General features: G+C 68.6%; 19 protein-coding genes. 8 read left to right on the top strand and 11 right to left on the bottom strand.

What is annotated here, in order from left to right; translation table 11 throughout:
• The first annotated feature begins 52 nt into the window (after positions 1–52).
• From G6N56_RS03145 to G6N56_RS03135, 3 genes are all read left to right on the top strand, one after another.
• On the top strand, positions 53–934 hold the full coding sequence (locus G6N56_RS03145; RefSeq protein WP_085256731.1) for an LLM class F420-dependent oxidoreductase: 882 nt from the start codon (positions 53–55) through the stop codon (positions 932–934).
• A gap of 10 nt (positions 935–944) precedes the next feature.
• Positions 945–1,415: a nuclear transport factor 2 family protein gene (locus G6N56_RS03140; RefSeq protein ID WP_085256732.1), complete on the top strand. Its 471-nt coding sequence runs from the start codon at positions 945–947 to the stop codon at positions 1,413–1,415.
• A gap of 129 nt (positions 1,416–1,544) precedes the next feature.
• The gene (locus tag G6N56_RS03135) at positions 1,545–1,808 is read left to right on the top strand and encodes a LapA family protein (RefSeq protein WP_408632684.1); all 264 of its coding nucleotides are present in this window, start codon (positions 1,545–1,547) and stop codon (positions 1,806–1,808) included.
• Between the two features lie 24 nt (positions 1,809–1,832).
• Here G6N56_RS03135 and G6N56_RS03130 read toward each other — a convergent pair whose 3' ends face one another.
• Positions 1,833–2,261 (bottom strand): type II toxin-antitoxin system Rv0910 family toxin, encoded by a 429-nt coding sequence (locus tag G6N56_RS03130; protein ID WP_180150468.1) that lies wholly within the window; start codon positions 2,259–2,261, stop codon positions 1,833–1,835.
• A 111-nt stretch (positions 2,262–2,372) separates the two neighbouring features.
• Positions 2,373–2,930 carry a hypothetical protein gene (locus G6N56_RS03125; RefSeq protein WP_085256735.1) on the bottom strand — a complete coding sequence of 186 codons (558 nt, stop codon included), beginning with the start codon at positions 2,928–2,930 and terminating at the stop codon, positions 2,373–2,375.
• A gap of 229 nt (positions 2,931–3,159) precedes the next feature.
• Here G6N56_RS03125 and G6N56_RS03120 point away from each other — a divergent pair, with 229 nt between their 5' ends.
• The 3 genes from G6N56_RS03120 (at position 3,160) to G6N56_RS03110 (ending at position 6,041) form a co-directional block, all read left to right on the top strand.
• Positions 3,160–4,944 carry a DUF4407 domain-containing protein gene (locus G6N56_RS03120; RefSeq protein WP_085256736.1) on the top strand — a complete coding sequence of 595 codons (1,785 nt, stop codon included), beginning with the start codon at positions 3,160–3,162 and terminating at the stop codon, positions 4,942–4,944.
• A 138-nt stretch (positions 4,945–5,082) separates the two neighbouring features.
• Positions 5,083–5,424, top strand: a complete 342-nt coding sequence (locus G6N56_RS03115; protein ID WP_085256737.1) for a DUF732 domain-containing protein — start codon at positions 5,083–5,085, stop codon at positions 5,422–5,424.
• A gap of 167 nt (positions 5,425–5,591) precedes the next feature.
• Positions 5,592–6,041, top strand: coding sequence for a DUF6941 family protein (locus G6N56_RS03110; RefSeq protein ID WP_085256738.1), 450 nt, complete (start codon positions 5,592–5,594; stop codon positions 6,039–6,041).
• A 26-nt stretch (positions 6,042–6,067) separates the two neighbouring features.
• On the opposite strand, the gene G6N56_RS03105 is transcribed toward G6N56_RS03110, so the two are convergent.
• Both G6N56_RS03105 and G6N56_RS03100 read right to left on the bottom strand, forming a co-directional pair.
• Positions 6,068–6,862, bottom strand: coding sequence for a DAPG hydrolase family protein (locus tag G6N56_RS03105; RefSeq protein ID WP_085256905.1), 795 nt, complete (start codon positions 6,860–6,862; stop codon positions 6,068–6,070).
• Positions 6,859–8,199, bottom strand: coding sequence for an FAD-binding oxidoreductase (locus G6N56_RS03100; RefSeq protein ID WP_085256904.1), 1,341 nt, complete (start codon positions 8,197–8,199; stop codon positions 6,859–6,861). Before G6N56_RS03100 ends, G6N56_RS03105 begins: the two co-directional genes overlap by 4 nt.
• Positions 8,200–8,272: 73 nt before the next feature.
• On the opposite strand from G6N56_RS03100, the gene G6N56_RS03095 reads away from it, so the two are divergent.
• Positions 8,273–9,010, top strand: a complete 738-nt coding sequence (locus tag G6N56_RS03095; protein WP_408632683.1) for an IclR family transcriptional regulator — start codon at positions 8,273–8,275, stop codon at positions 9,008–9,010.
• Positions 9,011–9,016: 6 nt separating this feature from the next.
• Here the strand turns inward: G6N56_RS03095 and G6N56_RS03090 are convergent, their stop codons facing one another.
• From G6N56_RS03090 to G6N56_RS03070, 5 genes are read right to left on the bottom strand one after another with little or no spacing between them, the layout of a single operon-like run.
• Positions 9,017–10,024: an aromatic/alkene monooxygenase hydroxylase subunit beta gene (locus G6N56_RS03090; RefSeq protein ID WP_085256740.1), complete on the bottom strand. Its 1,008-nt coding sequence runs from the start codon at positions 10,022–10,024 to the stop codon at positions 9,017–9,019.
• Between the two features lie 4 nt (positions 10,025–10,028).
• Complete coding sequence (locus tag G6N56_RS03085; RefSeq protein ID WP_232069200.1) at positions 10,029–10,340, bottom strand: MmoB/DmpM family protein; 312 nt, start codon at positions 10,338–10,340, stop codon at positions 10,029–10,031.
• Positions 10,321–10,686 (bottom strand): Rieske 2Fe-2S domain-containing protein, encoded by a 366-nt coding sequence (locus tag G6N56_RS03080; protein ID WP_085256742.1) that lies wholly within the window; start codon positions 10,684–10,686, stop codon positions 10,321–10,323. Before G6N56_RS03080 ends, G6N56_RS03085 begins: the two co-directional genes overlap by 20 nt.
• The gene (locus G6N56_RS03075) at positions 10,679–10,927 is read right to left on the bottom strand and encodes a toluene-4-monooxygenase system B family protein (protein ID WP_085256743.1); all 249 of its coding nucleotides are present in this window, start codon (positions 10,925–10,927) and stop codon (positions 10,679–10,681) included. The genes G6N56_RS03080 and G6N56_RS03075 overlap by 8 nt, the downstream gene beginning before the upstream one ends.
• Positions 10,928–10,938: 11 nt before the next feature.
• On the bottom strand, positions 10,939–12,426 hold the full coding sequence (locus G6N56_RS03070) for an aromatic/alkene/methane monooxygenase hydroxylase/oxygenase subunit alpha (RefSeq protein WP_085256744.1): 1,488 nt from the start codon (positions 12,424–12,426) through the stop codon (positions 10,939–10,941).
• A gap of 193 nt (positions 12,427–12,619) precedes the next feature.
• Between G6N56_RS03070 and G6N56_RS03065 the strand changes: the two genes are divergently transcribed.
• Complete coding sequence (locus G6N56_RS03065) at positions 12,620–13,246, top strand: MarR family winged helix-turn-helix transcriptional regulator (protein WP_232069199.1); 627 nt, start codon at positions 12,620–12,622, stop codon at positions 13,244–13,246.
• 65 nt (positions 13,247–13,311) lie between these two features.
• On the opposite strand, the gene G6N56_RS03060 is transcribed toward G6N56_RS03065, so the two are convergent.
• Complete coding sequence (locus G6N56_RS03060; protein ID WP_085256745.1) at positions 13,312–13,602, bottom strand: ANTAR domain-containing protein; 291 nt, start codon at positions 13,600–13,602, stop codon at positions 13,312–13,314.
• Positions 13,603–13,905: 303 nt separating this feature from the next.
• Positions 13,906–15,270: a wax ester/triacylglycerol synthase domain-containing protein gene (locus G6N56_RS03055; protein ID WP_085256907.1), complete on the bottom strand. Its 1,365-nt coding sequence runs from the start codon at positions 15,268–15,270 to the stop codon at positions 13,906–13,908.
• Positions 15,271–15,351 lie beyond the last annotated feature (81 nt).

The following is a 15,351-nucleotide window of genomic DNA, read 5'->3' as shown; positions in this document are numbered from 1 at the left end:
TTCGGCGCCACACAAGCGGTCACGCCCTATCTGCCCTGTAGTTTGAACGGCCATGAAGGTATCGGTCGTCGCCCCGGTGACCGACGGGATCACCGCGGACCCCGAGTGGATGGTGGGCTTCGCGCGCCACCTCGAGCTGTGCGGCTTCGAGTCGATCGTGGTGGCCGAGCACACCGTCCTGGTCACCCGCTACGACAGCGTCTACCCGTACGACAAGTCGGGCCGGGTCGGCATGGCGTCCGACTGCCCCATCCCCGACCCGCTCGAGATGCTCGCGTTCCTGGCGGGCCAGACCAACCGGCTCGGCTTGGCCACCGGCGTGCTCGTGCTGCCCAATCACCATCCGGTTGTGCTCGCCAAGCGCGCGGCGACGGTGGACGTGCTGTCGGGCGGCAGATTGCGGTTGTGCGTGGGCGTCGGCTGGCTCAGGGAGGAGGTCGAGGCGTGTGGCGCGGACTTCGACAGCCGGGGTCGGCGCGCTGACGAGCAGCTGGCCGTCCTGCGGGCACTGTGGGCCGACCGGCCCGAGGGCGTGTCGCACCACGGTGAGTTCTTCAGCTTCGACGACGTGATGTCCTACCCGAAACCCATTGCAGCCGAACATCTTCCGGTGCACATCGGCGGCCATAGCCGGGCTGCGGCCCGCCGCGCCGGACGGTTGGGCGACGGGTTCCAGCCCCTCGGTGTGGCGGGCCCGGAGCTGGCTGCCCTGCTCGCGTTGATGCGTGCGGAGGCGGCGGCGGCGGGCCGTGACCCGGAGGCGTTGGAGGTGTCCCTGGGTCACCTGGTCACCAAGATCGACGCCGACCGCGCGGGCGGCCTGGTCGAACAGGGGGCCGACCGGATCGTGCTCGGTATGCCGCCGACGGCCGACATCGAGCAGGCCAAGGATATGCTGTCGGCCTGCGCGCAACGGTTGTCGCTGCCCTCGTGAGCTGCCCCCGATGAACCTGTCTGCCGACGTCCGCGGCGCGCTGAGCGACCTGGTGCACCGGTACGCCGCCAGCATTGATGATCGCCAATTTCGCACTGCCGCGGCACTTTTCACCGCCGAGGCGGAGCTGGCGGTGCCGGATCCCCCGGGCGAGCTCGGACCCGTCCGTCGGCACCGCGGGCTCGAGGCCATCGCCGCCGCCGTCGCCGCCGTCGCGACGGTCGAGCGCACCGAGCACGCGATCGTCGGCGAAGTCTACGACGGCGCCCCGCGGCCGGACGCCGCCACGGGGCGCGTGGTCTGTGTCGCGCGCCACTGGAACCGCCGCGGCGACGAATTGGCCGACGTGGCCTGGCATTTGCGCTACGACGACGAGTACGCGCTGACCGATGTGGGTTGGCGGATCAGCCGACGGGCCCTGACGATCAACGCCATCGAGATCCATCCCGTGCGCCGGTTGCGCCCGCACGACCCGGCCTAGCGTCGCCGCGGCCCCGAAGTCGTTTGTTCCGGCGGGATTCGGGGTAAGTCAAGCGGCATAAGCCGGACGACATAAGCCGATCGGACCGGACGAACGGAAGCGACAGCAGAGGAGGCCCCCATGGGGCACATCACGCGCAGCCCTGTCGACCGCGAGGCGGCCCACGGGACGATGGACTCCCCGCAAACGCCGGGACTGCTGATAGTCGCCGCCGCGGCGCTGGCTTTCGTTGTATGCGTCGTGAACTTCGCGCTCGGTGATGCCGGGGCGGGTGTCACCGCGGGGATCGTCGCCCTGCTGGGCTTCGGCGCCGGATTGGCCTGGCTGTCCATGGACCGCAGGCGGATTCGGCAGGCCGAACGGGATTGGGTGGTCAGCCGCCCGGCGCGGTGACGGGCCGCCGCAACCGCGGCACCGTCATTGCAGCGCGGCGAGGTTGTTCACGGATTGGCGCACGTCGCTACGCAGCATCCGGGCCACTAACCCGCCGACCGGTCCGCTGAGAACGCCACCGCGGATGTCGGCGGTGAGGTGCAGCTCCGACCCCTCGTAGTTGCCGTCGACGCTCATCGCGACCCCGATGCGGACTCCCCCGCGGCCACGGCCTTGCAGCTCAATCTCTTTCGGTTCGTCGTACCGAGTGACCTGCCAGTGGACGACGTTGCGGAAACCCTTGACCTTGATGCACGAGGAAACGCAGGTGCCCTCTTGGATGGTGGACGGGACCTCCCCGCGCCAGCCGTTGAAAATCGTCATCCACTCGTCGAAGCGACGCAGATCGGAGGCCAGCTTCCAGGCGGCTTCCGGGTCCAGACCCGACGACATGGAAACGTCTACGCGTGCCAACTGTCACTCCTCCTGAGACGGTGGGTTGGGAGCCCGGGCGCGACGGTGCGATCAACAGTGCGGGCCTTAACCGTTGGTACCCGAGAGCGTCGAACCGGAAACCCGGGTCGGTTACGGCCAGGCCTCCTGCAGCTGGTGGGCGACGTTGATGACCTGGGCGGCCTGCGAGGCCGGCGCGTCAATCTCCTCGGCGACGTACTGCGCGATGAAGCGCCGGATCTCCCCGTCGACGCCCGCCAGGATGCGCAGCACCTCGCCGCGGAGGGACTTCGACGAGACGTTGACGGTGATGTCGGAGGGCCGCGGTTTGGAGACGTCGACGATCAGCAGCAACGGCTCGGCTGCGCGGGCGGTGGCCCGCAGGGCGATGTCCCCGGACACCTTGAAGCGCTGCTTGTCGAGCCGCAGGTCCAGGAGCAGGTCGATCGACAGCGGGATGTGGATGACGAACGTGATGGTGTCGCCCAGCCGACGGGTGACCCGCGGGTCCTCGATCTTGACGTTCGCGCTGACCTTGGCGATCTTGCCGGGCCCCTGAGCGATCGGCTCCATCGCGAACTCGTTGCCGGCGATGTCGGCGAATGCGGCGGCGACGCGTTCCGGCGTGACCGCGACCTCGAAGAATCGGCGACCGAATTCCTCGTAGGTGACATAATCATGGTTTTGCATAGGCTTATACCGTCTCATGTCGCCCGACCGAACGGTCGCTGATCCGCCCGCGTCGCAGGAAATTCGGCCCCAGCCGAGCGGGGATCGACGGTAGCTGACCACGGCGGTTACCACGGCTCGGCCGGCCGCGCCCATCCCCCGCGTGTGAAGCCCACCACAGCCGGGCCGTTCAATTCGGTGTGTCGGCCGGTGCCCTGGGACGCTGATGGTTTGGAGGTGTTGGAGTTTGATGGGCGCCCACGAAAACACTGAGTCCGGCTCGACCGCGTCCCGGGCCCCGGCCCGGGTCGAGGGCCTGCTCACCTGGCTCGGCGGCGGGCACCGGCGCGAGCTTGGCGAGGACCACGAACGATCCGCCCATGCCGTCGCCGGTGCGATCGTCTTGGTTGGAGGGGCGGTCGCCTGGGCGGTCGCCGGCCTCGCCCTGGGCGAGTCGACGGGCTGGTCCGCGCCGGTCGTGCTTCCGTTGACCCTGGCGTTCGGCGTGCTGGTCGGCGCGATCACCCGCGCCACGGCCGGTGGGCCCGGCCGCGGGCGCGGGGCTCTCGGCGGGCGCGCGGCTGTCGCGGCGTTGGTCGGGGTCGTGGTCGGCGAGCTCGCCGCGCTCGCGGTGTTCTCCAGCGCCATCGATCGCCGCCTGGACGAAGCGGCCCTGCGCACCGCCGAGTCGGCGCCGGCGGTCACGCAGGCGTCGGCCGCCCTGCGGCAGGCCAGAGACGCGCGCGGTGCCCTGGACCGGGCCGTCGACGACGCCCGCCAGCAACAGGACCGGGCCCTGGTCGTGGCGCGCTGCGAATACCACCCCACCCCGGCCTGCCCGCAGACGCAGATCACCGGCGTGCCCGGCGTTGGGCCTGAAACACGCACGGCCAACGACCTTCTCGCCGACGCGCAGCGGCAGCTGGACGACGCGGTGGCGGCACGCGACCGCCAGTCGCCCGAGTTGGACGCCCGGGTCTCGGGTGCGCAGCGCGCCGTCGACGAGGCGCGCCGGACCGAGGTCGCCGGCGCCGGCCGCGGCCTGGGGGTTCGCTGGGTCGCAATGAACGGCCTCACGGCCGCCGATGCCGGGGCGTTGTCGCTGAGGCTGGCCACCGACGCGTCGTGCGCGCTGCTCTACCTGCTGCCCCTCATCCTCGGGCTGTGGCGCGGCCAGACCACCCACGATCGCCGGGTGAGGGCGCGCGCGGAGCGCGAACGCGCCGAGCTCGAGGCCGACACCGCGATCGCGATCAAGCGAGCCGAGGTGCGTCGCGAGGCCGAAATCCTCTGGGCCGAACACCAACTCACCCAGGCCCGGCTCGCCGTCGAGGCGCAGATCGAGATCGATCGCGCGCGGCAACGGCGCCGGGTCGAGGATGCCCTCGAAAGTGCGCTGCCCGCGTCGTCGTCGCGCGATGTCGAGCCGACAGATGAGGACATGTATCTGCCCATCGCCGCCGAGGCGGAGGCCGCCGCCAGTCGCGCGGTCGCCGCGCTTCCCGCGGACCCGGGCGACGAGGTGCGTACGCCGGAAAACCTGCCGGCGCCGCCCGGGCGCGCGGCGGACATCGAGCGGCACGAGGAGCGGGCAACCCCGCTGATCCCGTCGCTGCCGGACGCCACCAGGGCCGCGGCCCGCTGGGTTCGGCCCCTGGTGCCGCCCTTCGTCGCACGAGTGATCGACAACACGACCGCGCCGCTGCGCACCGCGCGCCAGGTGTTCGAAGAGGTCGAGGAGATCACCTTCTCGTTCAGGCGCACGCGCAAGGTGACGATCGACTCCGAAAGCTCTGCGGGCCGGCCGCCGCGGGAATCGGAGCCCGCCGAGGCCGCCGTCCCGGAGGGCCGCATCGCCTCGTGGCGCGGAGGCGCCACGGGCTATGCGGCCTTGGCGGACACGCCGACGGAAGGCGCGAGCGGCCGAACACTCGGGTCCGCGGAGCGCGACGCGCGATTGGAGCTTGTCGAGCGAGAAAGCCCGCGTCGGCTCGGCGCGCCCGAGGGTCCGCGGCAACTGCCGCCCGCCGAATAGGCCCGTCGCTATTTCATCTGGCGGGGTCGTTATTTCATCTGGCGGGTCGGTATTTCATCTGGCGGGTAGGTGCCGTCCAGGTTCCGTTAAAGTCCCGTTGGCCCGAGCCCCGCGCCGCTTTGGAACAATCACAAAACTATGAAGAAGGCATTGCTACTGGCCGGCATCGCCGTGGCGATCGGCGCGGCCGCCCCCGCCCACGCGGACCTGACGAGCAAGGATCAGGCGTTCCTCAACACGCTCAACCAGGCCGGGCTGGTCTACCTGAGCCCGGACCGCGCGGTGACGGCGGGCAAGTCGGTGTGCACGTTGGCCGACAACGGCATGGACGGGGCCGAGATCGTCCAGAACCTGCAGGAGAAGAACCCGGGGTTCCAGGGTGACGGCGCCGCCAAGTTCACGGCGCTTGCGGCCCAGGCCTACTGCCCGGAGAAGCTGACCAGCGGAGACGCCCCCGCCCCGAAGAACGACAACGCCTGACACCGCGGGACACTGAAGTCCCCCGCCTCCGGAAAGTCCCCGCCTCCGGCCCGGCACCAGGCGGATCCAGCCCACGCGAGCAGGCTACGATCTCGTGAGGATCGGCCACGGGAGGGGTTGGATGTCGCGGTGAGGACCGAACGATCGATTGTGGCTTCGGCCGACGCATGAAGATCAGCCTGTTTCTTGCGGATGCGGCCCAGGCCGATGCCCAATCCGGCAAGGTCCACGCCCTCGGGTTGGGCTGGCGGCAATGCCAAACGCCCACTCCCCCTTTCGCGTTGGTGCTGTTCCTCGATATCGACTGGGACGAGACCAACAAGCCGCACAAGTTGACCTGCCAGCTGTTGACCACCGACGGTGAGCCGGTGACGGTGGTGGGAACGCAGGGCCCGCAGCGCATTTCCTTCGAGGCATCGGCGGAGGCCGGTCGTCCTCCCGGGGCGATCCACGGAACGTCGGTGCGCATGCCGCTCGCGTTGAACATCCCGGCCGGCATACCGCTGGAACCCGGGCTGTACGAGTGGCGCGTGGAGGTCGAGGGCTTCGAACAGGCGACGGTCGTCGAGGCGTTCGTGGTGGTGCGCCTGCCGCAGGTGGCGAAGCCCTCGCCCTAAGCGCGGCAAGCGTTTCCGCCGCCGCGCTACTCCTCGCCGAGCGTCCCGTGCAGTTCGGGCAGGAATCCTGCGAGATGATTCATTTCCTGCGCGCAGTGGACCAACAAGTTACGGGCGGTGGCCTCCGAGGAGCCAAGGATGCGCGATGCGATGGGGCGCACGGCGCGGGAGGCCATGCCGGGGGCATTCCGGACGGCGATGTGCGGCCCACCCATCCAAAACCGCGAGCGCATTTCGGCGCCGGACGGTGTCGAGCGAACGTGGTGCACGAACCAGCCGACGTCGACCGGGGCGTCGCCGGAGCCCAGCCGGGCGCAGATCGCGACCGCGTCGTCGGCGTCCGGCGGCAGGCCGAGGGCCGCCGGTTCGACGAACTGGATCGCGCCCTTGAGCAGGGTCGAGCCGATGTACTCGCTGATCATCGACCAGCGGCCCAGGTATCCCCGCTCCCGTCCCCCGTCTTTCCACTCGGCCGACAGATGCGCGCGCGGGTGCCAGAGCTTGTAGCGGCGGGTGTCGCAGCCGTGCCAGCCGAACCACCACGCCCACATCGCGGGAGTGACTCCGGGCATGTCGGTGCGCACCGCCACCGCGAAGCTGCCGTCGTCAAGCACGCCGTACCCGTTTTCTGTCTGCTGGTATCCCGGCTCCGCGACGCTCGCGGCGTCGTCGAACGCCAGCAGGGCCATGCCGCCCTGCGGTCCGTGGTGCAGTGCCTCGACGACATGGCCCGGCAGCGGCGCCATCTGCGGGGTGAAGAACTTGCCGAACGGGGTGTCGGCGTCGTCGTTGCGGTAGCCGAGGTACAAGCCGGTCATCAGAGCCGTCCCATCCAGCTGTTGAACAGCCCGTCCGGATCGTAGGCGGCCCGCGTCTTGTCGAGCCGCTCCATCGCTTCGTCTGTGGCGAACCTCGCCGGCCGGTTCCCCAGGTTTTCGTCCGCCAGCTGGATGCCGGTGGCCAGGTGCGACATGGCGGCCATCCGGGAGCCGGCCCAGTCGCCGTACTTGTCGTCGTCGGCGGGGTCCTTCCATGAGCCGTAGAGCGCCAGGTAGAGCTCGTCTTCGACGCTGTAGGCCATGTCCTGGCGCTGCGGGGATGGGCCCCAGTTCAGCCACAGGAAGTGCGACGGGGCCGGCGGCATGGTTTCCAGGATCGTCCGGATGCCCGGCAGCAGATCCCGGGCCGACGCCGACGTCCACATGTTGTCCGCCGTGTAGCGGTAGTCGGCCAGATAGTGGGTCATCACGGCGGTGTACCAGGTCGGCAGGTCCGTCGGCATGTACGGGACCTTCACCAGCGCCTTGTCCACGACCGGGCAGCTGCCGAAGATGGCGAGGGCCTGCTCGGCCTCCTCATCGGAGTCGGCGAAGGCCGGGGACGCGAACGCGATGCCGGGGCTGTCGATGCCCATCTCCGGGAGGCTGCGCGTCGCGATGGCCTGCATCTCGACCCGACGGTCCACCTCGGCGCTGATGCCGCGCGCCCACGTGTAGATCTCGTCGGCGACGTCCCACGGGTAGACGTAGACGCTGGTGCCGCAGGCGGCGGGCCGCGGATAGAGCTTCAGGTGGAACGACGTCACCACGCCGAAGAAGCCCGGCCCGGCGCCGCGGGCGGCCCAGAAGAGGTCGGGGTGATTTTCGGCGTCGCAATGGACCTGTTCCCCGTCGGCGGTGATGACGTCGAGGCCGATCACGCTCTCGCACGCGGGGCCGAAAACCCGGCTGTTCCAGCCATATCCGCCCTGCAGCAGGTACCCGCCGACGCAGACGCCCTTGCAGTGGCCGCCGGGAAAGAACAGGCCCAGCGCCTCCAGGTCGGACATGAGCAGGCTGCCGCCCTTACCCGGGCCCACAACGGCGGTCCTCTTCTGGGCGTCGATGGTGGCGTGATCGAGGCGGCTGACGTCGAGCAGCACGGCGCCGTCGCGCAGGTGGCTGGCCGCGAAGCTGTGGCCGCCCGAGACGATGCTGACCTTGTGCCCGTTGGCCTTTGCGTATCGGAGGCCCGCGACGATGTCGGCGGAGTCGACCGCCTGCACGATCACCTCCGGATAGCGTTCGGGCACGCGCTGGTGCCACACGGTGCCGCGGCGGGCGGCCTCGTACCCGTCGTCGGTCCGGAAAAAGTGCCGCCCCGCCGGTAGCGCACCCATGGGAACTCCTTTGATCCGCATTTCGGTCTTCATGGTCCGTGATGCGGAACACTATAGTGGAGTGGTGCAATCGATGGGGGAAAGTTTGCCAACTGGTCGCGACGAGGGCATCCAGGTGTTACGTCGCGCCGCCGCCGCGCTCGACGAGATCGCCGCGGAGCCGGGACGGCTGCGCCTGGTCGACCTCGGCGAGCGGCTGGGGCTGGCCAAGTCGACGGCACGCCGCCTGCTGGTCGGCCTGGTCGAGGTGGGCTTGGCCAGTGTCGATTCCCAGGGTCGGTTCGCCCTCGGCGAGCGGCTGCTGGGGTTCGGGCGGGCCGACGGGGCACACATCGCGGCGTTCTTCCGGCCCACGATCGAGCGGGTGGCCCGCGCGACCGAGGGTGAGACGGTCGACCTGTCGGTCCTGCGCGGGCAGCGCATGTGGTTCATCGACCAGATCGAGTCGTCGCACCGCCTGCGGGCCGTCTCCGCGGTCGGCGTCCGCTTCCCGCTCGAGTCGACCGCGAACGGCAAGGCCGCCCTGGCGGCGCTCGACGACGCGGATGGTCAGAACTTGATTTCCCGGTTCGCACCCGAGGTCGCCCAGCGGCTGCACGACGAAGTCGCCGAGATCCGCCGCACCGGAATCGCTTTCGACCGCGACGAGCACACGCCCGGGATCTCGGCGGCGGCCATCGCGCGACGCACCGCGGGCGACGGCGTGGTTGCCATCTCGGTCCCGGCACCGACGGAGCGCTTCGCCGAAAAAGAGCAGCGCATCACCGAGGCGTTGCGCAAGGCCGCCGAGTCGCCCGCCTGGACGCGCTAGACGGCGCTACGTATCGAACGACGAACGGAACCGAGCCACCGACGCGTCGACCTGCCGGCGGACCGTCGACGGGTCGGCCGGCTGTGGAGCAGTCGCCAAGATCGTCGCCAACCCGTCGACCGCGCGGTCGGCCAGCGGCTGCCAGGTGTTTTGCCACTGCACAAAGACGCCGCGATTGGCGGGATTCGCCGCGACGCTGTAGCGGACGAGCGCGGCGCTCCAGTCCTGGCTCCTGGTGGTGTCCACCCGTGACTCCCGCAGCAGCGCGGCGGTCAGCCCGTCGCTGTGCGCGGCGGCCAGCTCGGGCAAGGCCTCCTTGAACAGCGCGTCGAGGGTTGGCTTGACGACAAGGTTCAGCGCCGTGAAGGCCTCGCCCCAGTCATAGGCCACCAGCAGCCGCTCGAGGAGTTCCCGTGCGGGTTGCCAGGCCTCGTCGTTTTCCCAGATCGACCGGGTGGCTTCAGAATTCGCCAGTGCGGCGCCGTGGGTGAGTGACAGGGACTTGGCGCGGTAGGCGATCCATTGCAACGCGCGGAGCTCGTCCGCGGCTTGGAAGAACGCGGCGTTGGTGATGTAGGCGCTGGGCGCCAGCTGGCCGACGTAGAGGCCGGTGATCTGCAGAACGTGGAAAACGAACCGGGCAGGAACGTAGATGCGTTCGAGGGTCTCGACCCATCCGGGATCCAAATTCGAGTCGTGGTCGAGCGACTCGTGGTGGTCGACCACCCCCTCGGCGTAGATTTCGCGGTCGTGCTGCAGGGCAATGTAGCGCCGATAATTTAACGCCGCCGGGTCGCGGAATCCTTCCCAATCAGCGGCGCGCAGGGGGGACCCTTCGCGGTGTTCGAGGTACCAGCGGTTGATCGGGCTGTCGGGGTCGAGGTCGAACGGTGCCGGTCTGCGGTTGAAGTGGTAATGGAATTGACCGGTGACGATCTCGTATTCGGTGGGCTTGCGCCGCGTGTCGCCGGCGATGCTCCACGTCTTGAGTCGGCGCGGTGACGCAGTGGCCATCGGCTCAATCCTTCCTTTCCAGATACCAGTGCAGCTCGTCGTCGCCGACGTAGCGCATCCGGCCGGCGAATCCCGCGATCGCCGGCTCGAGTGACGACAACGGGAGTTGTTGCCCGGCGGCCAGTTCCAGGCTGATCCTGGTCACCTTCAAAAACGATGGCGCGTGAATGCGGACGTAGCCCGAGTGATCCTCGACGAGGATGTCGGAGTCGGGGTTGTCCGCCCGGATGGCTTCGGTCAGGGCACTGACGATGTCGGGGTCGAAACCGCGAACGATCGGTCCGACCAGCTTCCGTTCATCGGTTGACGACGTCACGGGCTTCTCCATTCGGTGGTAACGCCACGACGATGTGGTCGCCGTCGCGGCGAACCTGGTAGGGCTGCAGCCGACAGTTATCGGGATTGAGCCCGGCGCCGGTGTCGAGGTCGAATTCCCAGCTGTGGGCCGAACAGGTGAGCACACTGCCCTCAACGTCACCGTCGGCCAGCGGGAAGCCGGCGTGCGGGCAGGTGCCGGCGAATGCCCGAAGCTCACCACTTCGCAAGTGCACCAGAAGGATCGGGAGATCGCCGGCGTAGAACTCGCCGACGTCGCCCTCCCACAGCTCGTCGACGCTGGCCACGACCCTCCATTCGGAAGCAATGCCGTACCGGTCAGTCACCGTAGGACACTTCGATATGATCCAGCGGCTTTACGCCCAAGGTCCCAATGACGGCCTCCGGCGCCAGGATTTGGCCGTCATGACGGACGCGGAGCGGCGCGTCGCGGCGCGCCACGCGGTGGCCGACGACGTGATGGGCGACCTGCCGGCCCACCTGCTCGACGGTGTCCGCGTCATCGACGGGAATGAGCAACTCGAGAATGTCACCGCGAAAGAGTGCGGTCAGCGGAAGCAGCGCCACGATCGTCCCTCTCAGCGTTCCCGCGCCCAGGCGTAGTTGTCGGCGTCTTGGCCCTGCTCGTCCGGCGAGAGGCCGAAATATTGCAGTACCGTGCCCAGGTCGGGTGGGCTGATCTCACCGGAGAGCACGCGGTCGATCAGCGACTGGTGTCCGGCGAACCGCTCGGGGCGCTGGGTGAAGATCCAGCGGCACGGTTCGGAGCAGAACAGGTATCTGCGGCCGTTGTGGACGTGGGTCAACGGGGCCGGGTCGGTGTGGGCGCCCACGATGACCCCGGCGGCCCGGACGATCGGCAGTTGGCACAGGTTGCACGTGATCGGCAGGGTTTCGGGAAGCGTCGCCGCGATGTCGCCCTTGCGGACGTTGTCGGTGATGACGTCCCAGTGCCGACCGAAGTCCCGGTTCCAGCCGGGGTACTTCTCCTCCAGCCAGAGCCGCTCCGCGGCCGAGACACCCGCGTCGGGATTCCACCACACGGTGGGCCGGTAATACCACACGCCCAGGTGGATGGCGTGGTGATACCAGGTCAGCTCGTTGATGAATTCGTCCCAGTACCAAGGGTGTTCGAGACCGAAGTCGCGGAATTGGTCGGCGAACTGCTTGACCACCCAATCCTCGATGAATTCCTTGAACGACATCCGGCGGCTTTCCAGCGGTGTGTAGTAGTCCATCGACAGCCCGGTCAACAGCGCGAAGACCCGCCACGACCGCCAGAACATGTGATCGATCAGGAACTGTCCCCAGTCCTTGTGGCCGTTGTCGATGAGGACCCTGATCGTCGGCTCGCCCTGTTGGGCGTGGCGCGCCTCATCGGTCTGGATCGACGAGATCAGGGCGCCGAACTCCAAGTCGCCGACATCGATCGCATCGGCTGCCATGCCCAGGAATTGCAGGTTCGTGAAACCGGTTTCGAGCGTGAAGGTCAGCTGCAGGGCGATGGACGCGGCGTCGTTGGCGACGAACATGTCGTCGAATAGGTAGCGCACGGCCAGGACGATCCACTCGTTGGTGTGAAAGGCTTTCAGGGCCCAGTCGCCGCGCGGCTCCTTGTCGAGAAGCCCGTAGGGGAAGAACGCCTGAATCTGGCCGTGCCGGACCTCGTCGAGAGTGCCGAATGTGGCGGTGTTGCGCCAGGCCGCGACGCGCCCGAACCGTCCCATCCGCGCTTCCCCGATCGACGCCAGGTACTCGGGCATCGTGATTGCGCCGTAGTGCGCGACGATCACCGATTTCCAGCCGGGATCGAGCTTGTCGAACAGCTTTGAACGCCGGATCGTGTTCTTCAACGAGTATGTCGTGGTGTCCTTGGTGACCTGGTTGTGCACGTACTCGCGATAACCGATCTTGTAGGGCTCGTCCCACTTGAGCCACGCCTCCGTTGGGACGCGCTCCGTGCCGGACAGCTCCTCGGGGAACACGGCGTCTTCACTGACGTAGCGGAAGGTCCAGTTGGTATCGCGGGCCAGGTCGTACCAGTCGCTGCGCGATAGTTTGGGCATCTGCGGTCCTCGTGTCGTCGGTGGACGGCGCGGCGGTGGGTCGCCGGTCGATACCCGCTAGATGCTAGTCAGAATACCAAGGAGTCCTACATATACGATCACCCTGATTTTCACCGGTGACGCGCGATAGCCTGATCGCGAGCATCGGCCTGAAGGAACACACGAGTCGAGGAGCCTGCCGTATGCGTGACTCGTGGCGCCCGATTGGAGTCAAGCCCTGAAGCACATCGGGGAGCGCCATCCCAGCCTCGATTCGAAGGTCGTCGCCGCGCTCGATCGCGTCGGTGACGCGCTACACGTGCTGGCACGGCGGGTGGCAGAGCGACACGACCTGTCCAGCACCCAGATGCGGGTGCTGGTGTGGCTGTACGTAGGGCCGCCGCCGCAGGCGCGCAGCAGCGCGCTGGCGCACGAACTGAATGTCTCGGACGCCACCGTCAGCGACGCCGTCGCCGCGCTCCTCCGCAAGAAGCTGGTGGCGCGCCGCCGGGACCCCGACGACGGACGGAGCCAGCAGCTGGCCCTCACGCCGTCCGGGCGGCGGATCGCCGCGAGCGCTTCGCGGTGGAGCGCCCCGGCGGAGATCGCGGCGTCCCAGCTCGACCGCGCCGACGCCGAGGCGCTCCTGGACGGATTGGTGGCCCTGATCGGCAAACTCCATGATGCGGGACTGGTTTCTGTCAGCCGCGCGTGCAGCACGTGCAGCCAGTTAGGGGCGTTGGGTCCCCGCACCTATTGGTGCAAGTTCTACGACACCGCGCTGCCGGTGGACGAGCTTCGGGTGGACTGCGCGGATCACGTTCCGGCAGCTGCAGGTTAGCCGACCCCTGCCGTTTGGCCGAGCTGGCCGGCCGCGGTACCCCCCAGGACCCCGGCCGTGCCAACTCAGCAGCTCATTGCGGCCGGCCTGCCGAACAGTGAACCCCACTCACGGCGAGCCGCGCGCTGGGCATCGGTGAAGCTGGGCGTCTTCTCCCCGTCGCCGGCGAGGTGCACCAGAGCCCACGCCATGGCGAACACCGGGACCTTGTGACGCAGTGCGGCGCTGTGTAATTCGTCGAACGCGGCGTCCGAGGGACAGCGGCGTAGGCCGATGAGAATGCCCCGGGCCGTGTCGAGTATGCGACCCGAGTGTGGACCGAACGAAGTGTGGGCGGGAATCCAGTTCGCCATCATGCCGTGGTTACCTCCTGTTGCGCCGTAACGAAATCCGCTACCCGACAGCGGACGGGGAATCCGGTGCGTGCGCGTCGTCGCGGCGCTGGATCCTCAAAAGGCGCCTTGTGCCATGATTTGTGGAACTTCCGCGTTGCGCCAGACCGCGGGCCCATTTCGGTATGCCCTTGTGATCGTTTCGCGACCGGTCGCCCCCGCGGCGCGGGGCTTCACCAGATATAAACGGCTGCTCTGCGTTTCGGCGTGTCGTCACAGACGTTTATGTGTCGCGGTCATGTCCCATCCACCGCGACCGGAGGCGAATCAAGTTGCCAGCGAGAGTATTTCGTCGAATCCCGCGACCAGCGCACCGTGGAAGACGTCGAAGTCGGGGATCGCGGCGGTGTCCACGTTGATGCCCAGGGCGCAGGTGTCGACGTAGGTGAGCAGCGTGACGTTGACCGAAGCGCCAATGGTGGGGCCGAAGGCGTATTGCGAGCGGACCGGGGCGCCGCCCAGGAAGACGGGCACCGGCACCCCGGGCACGTCACTGGCCAGGAAATCGACGTGCCGCAGCACCGAACCGATGTACCAGCGCGGCATCAGGTTGAGCGCGGCGGCGATCAGCTGGGTGTAGGGCAGTGATTCCTCCCCACGCACGGCGCCGGTCCGCTGGTTGACGGCCCTGATGCGGGCGGCGGGGTCCGGCTCGCCCACGGGCACGTCGAACCGCATGAGGGTGATCCGGTTGCCGCCGATGTCGTCAGCCTTGGTCCGCAGGCTGACCGGCATCGTGAGATGCAGGTCGCCCACCGTGATCCCGTGCTTCTCATGGTACCGACGCAGCCCGCCGGCCACGCCGGCGACGAACGCGTCGTTCAACGCCCCGCCGCACTGGTGCGCCGCTTCCCGCAGGAGCGGCATCGGCACCTGGTGCACGCCTAGGCGTCGGATCAGGCCGCGCTCGGTCACCAGCGGCGAACCGGTCCGGCTTATCGGCCGGACCGTCCGATAGACCGACGCCGCGGTGGCCGCCGCGGACCGGAGGGTGGCGACGGGCCGCCGGACGCCGGCGTATACCAGGCGCGGCGTCGACCTGGCCACCCCCGCGACGGCGCCGCCCAGCACTCCGGCGTCGTAGCGCCACGAGTCACGGTAGCCGCTCAGCGGCGACGGCTCGTGCACCGCAGGCTCGGGCGGTAGGGCCTCGTGCCCGTAGGTGTCTTCGGACAGGTTGAACAGGTTCATCGCGATCTGAACGCCGCCAATCCCGTCGGTCAGGGCGTGGTGAAACTTGCAGATCATGGCGGCGCCGCCGTCCTGCAGGCCGTCGATCAGTGTGATCTCCCAGAGCGCCCGGGCCCGGTCGAACGCCTGCATCTCGGCGACGCGGGCGAGTTCGAGCACGCTGTCGAAGGTTCCGGGCGCGGGGACGGCCGCTCGCCGCAGGTGGTAGTCGAGGTCGAAGTCTCGGTAGTACTCCCAGCGTGGCGGTGCCGGGGCGGGTGAGCCCACCACGCGCTGGCGGAACATCGGCAGCTTGCGGCTGATCAGGTCGAAACGCTCGCGGACCTCGTCCCAGTCCGGGGACCGTTCGAGGACTACCACGCTCACCACCGTGGACCGCAGCCGTGGGTCGCTTTCCATCGCCCAGGTGAAGGCGTCGCTCGCGCGCATGAATGCAGTCATTATGTGCTCCTCGCACAGCAACCTACGACGCGCGGCGGCCGAGGTCAGCAGGTTCTTGGCACGCAATGACCTTGGTCCCGG

Source organism: Mycobacterium saskatchewanense (genome assembly GCF_010729105.1).
Taxonomy (GTDB): domain Bacteria; phylum Actinomycetota; class Actinomycetes; order Mycobacteriales; family Mycobacteriaceae; genus Mycobacterium; species Mycobacterium saskatchewanense.
The sequence above is the reverse complement of the archived record's forward strand: the minus strand, read 5'-3'. Positions and strand labels throughout refer to the sequence as shown.

What these genes read in the sequence shown, in the direction of transcription:
- G6N56_RS03145 (WP_085256731.1), top strand. Translation starts at nt 53, where the DNA reads ATGAAGGTATCGGTCGTCGCCCCGGTGACCGACGGGATCACCGCGGAC.
- G6N56_RS03140 (WP_085256732.1), top strand. Translation starts at nt 945, where the DNA reads ATGAACCTGTCTGCCGACGTCCGCGGCGCGCTGAGCGACCTGGTGCAC.
- G6N56_RS03125 (WP_085256735.1), bottom strand. Translation starts at nt 2,930, where the DNA reads ATGCAAAACCATGATTATGTCACCTACGAGGAATTCGGTCGCCGATTC.
- G6N56_RS03120 (WP_085256736.1), top strand. Translation starts at nt 3,160, where the DNA reads ATGGGCGCCCACGAAAACACTGAGTCCGGCTCGACCGCGTCCCGGGCC.
- G6N56_RS03115 (WP_085256737.1), top strand. Translation starts at nt 5,083, where the DNA reads ATGAAGAAGGCATTGCTACTGGCCGGCATCGCCGTGGCGATCGGCGCG.
- G6N56_RS03110 (WP_085256738.1), top strand. Translation starts at nt 5,592, where the DNA reads ATGAAGATCAGCCTGTTTCTTGCGGATGCGGCCCAGGCCGATGCCCAA.
- G6N56_RS03100 (WP_085256904.1), bottom strand. Translation starts at nt 8,199, where the DNA reads ATGGGTGCGCTACCGGCGGGGCGGCACTTTTTCCGGACCGACGACGGG.
- G6N56_RS03095 (WP_408632683.1), top strand. Translation starts at nt 8,273, where the DNA reads ATGGGGGAAAGTTTGCCAACTGGTCGCGACGAGGGCATCCAGGTGTTA.
- G6N56_RS03090 (WP_085256740.1), bottom strand. Translation starts at nt 10,024, where the DNA reads ATGGCCACTGCGTCACCGCGCCGACTCAAGACGTGGAGCATCGCCGGC.
- G6N56_RS03070 (WP_085256744.1), bottom strand. Translation starts at nt 12,426, where the DNA reads ATGCCCAAACTATCGCGCAGCGACTGGTACGACCTGGCCCGCGATACC.
- G6N56_RS03060 (WP_085256745.1), bottom strand. Translation starts at nt 13,602, where the DNA reads ATGATGGCGAACTGGATTCCCGCCCACACTTCGTTCGGTCCACACTCG.
- G6N56_RS03055 (WP_085256907.1), bottom strand. Translation starts at nt 15,270, where the DNA reads ATGACTGCATTCATGCGCGCGAGCGACGCCTTCACCTGGGCGATGGAA.